Origin of the sequence: Microbulbifer sp. TYP-18 (genome assembly GCF_040932045.1) — a bacterium.
Classification (GTDB): domain Bacteria; phylum Pseudomonadota; class Gammaproteobacteria; order Pseudomonadales; family Cellvibrionaceae; genus Microbulbifer.
Map to the genome: position 1 here is coordinate 1 of NZ_JBFRBC010000084.1, position 1,257 is coordinate 1,257.

1 protein-coding gene and 1 pseudogene are annotated in these 1,257 nt (G+C 44.2%); both read left to right on the forward strand.

Annotated features, from left to right (window positions below; all coding sequences use genetic code 11):
* Positions 1 to 167: pseudogene (locus tag ABVT36_RS19000) on the forward strand (IS30 family transposase); the annotation flags it as partial.
* Positions 168 to 564: 397 nt separating this feature from the next.
* The gene (locus ABVT36_RS19005) at positions 565 to 1,035 is read left to right on the forward strand and encodes a hypothetical protein (protein WP_368457967.1); all 471 of its coding nucleotides are present in this window, start codon (positions 565 to 567) and stop codon (positions 1,033 to 1,035) included.
* Positions 1,036 to 1,257 lie beyond the last annotated feature (222 nt).

Sequence of the window (1,257 nt, forward strand, 5' to 3'; positions counted from 1 at the left end):
GCCTAATCCGACAGTATTTTCCTAAAGGCACCGACTTCAATGAAGTCACTGATGAAGAGGTGCAAGCGGTGATGAATCGACTCAACGACCGTCCGAGAAAGACGAGGGGTTGTCGATCGCCAAACGAACTATTGATGGGGCAGCGAGCAGATTTACTCGCTGCGTAACGAAATTGCAGTTATTACTTGAAACCGCGGTAGAAATATGCGCCAAATTGTCGTGGCTATCCCCCCTTTTAGCAAATAACCACGTCTTTACTAACTGAAAGGTTGCGGTTTTTTATTGGTGTTGGTTTTTTATAGGTTATGGTTGATTGGCACCTTAATTACATCGTGACGTTTCCCATGGCGGTACGGTTGAGTCCATAGAGGATTTGTTGCGCTGGAGTGGCGTCCTTTTATTGAACGTCAGATTCTGTGTGATGCAAGTCCGCATGAACTCGTCACATGGTGTTCACGTGATTAGGTTTGGCTTAACAAACTTGGCTTCAAGTCGAGGCCAAGAAGCTTGACCTTTATTTCCGTACTACTGCCAGGCACTTATATAACTTGGAGAAATCTTCTTATGAAAAAATTATTTACTGCAGTATCTCTGGCTATCGTCACTGGCTTCACAGGTGCTGCCAACGCAGAAACCTGGTCTACAGACGTTGCTCTAGAAGATGTCGCGCCTTTAACTGTAACCAAGGGTATTACATTGCTATGTAATATGACAGGTTCTGCCACCCTGGCTGGTTCCAATGCCTCTATTACGAGCCTTGGATTAAGTGATGCCAGTGGAACATGCCAAATGATTGGTTTTTTTAATTTTCCATATAATATGGAAGGTGGCGCCAGTGATGTTGTCACAATTGAAGGTGTTGACGTGCAGGGTATTACCGGTAATTGCCTAGGTGATCTGGTGGGTACTCTTAACCAGACCACAGGTGTAATTAGCTTCGTTAATGCTAATATTCCTTCAAATCCAGCAGGCGGCAGCCCTTGTATAATCAATGGAGATGTAAAAACCACTCCACCTGCTTCCTATACTCCGTAAGCAGGTTAAAAGCGATTCACCGTGTTATAACTAGGAAGGTTATAGGGGAATCAAAAATCTGCGCCGCAGAGTTATCTCTGCGGCGCTTTTTACTGTGCTTGGATTCAACTCGCTAGGGCCTGTTAACACTAATTTTGATAAAATCTGCGTTTATGGAAATCACAAAATCGCAGTTCAAAATTATCGAACACCTGCTGCCTTTACAGCGGGGTAACGTCAAAA